We start from the raw sequence: 388 nt of genomic DNA on the forward strand, positions 1-388 counted from the left end.
AACCAAGGTCATACGATAGCGAACGCGAAGCTGGTTGCAGGCAAGCTTGAAGCGGCGGATAAAGCCATTATGGCTCAAGATTTACCCTTCAATAAGGAAGCTTTCGCCATGACGGGTGAGTTGCAAAAAATTGGTGCTGAAATTTTTGGTGGTTCCTAGGAGAGGATGATGGATTGGAAGAATTTTGAAGTTGAAGTTTCGTCCATTGTGAAGCAGGCAATTAAAGATTTGCATGATGCACGGCCAAGTGAGCATTTCTATACATTCGCCCTTTATACAGATACTAGCGCAATGACAGTTGCAATGGCAGCTAATTCTCTTGAGGCACTGGAGCTAAAGCTTCAGGATGAGGATGAAGAGGATCGCGATGAGTCTCGTAGTTACTATC

1 protein-coding gene is annotated in these 388 nt (G+C 44.6%); it reads left to right on the plus strand.

Annotated elements, in window-relative coordinates; translation table 11 throughout:
* Positions 1-168: 168 nt before the first annotated feature.
* Positions 169-388: DUF4303 domain-containing protein (locus tag QWI17_RS21545; protein WP_302724600.1), on the plus strand; the 220-nt coding region annotated here is incomplete at its 3' end.

Source organism: Gilvimarinus gilvus (genome assembly GCF_030518155.1).
Taxonomy (GTDB): Bacteria; Pseudomonadota; Gammaproteobacteria; order Pseudomonadales; family Cellvibrionaceae; genus Gilvimarinus; species Gilvimarinus gilvus.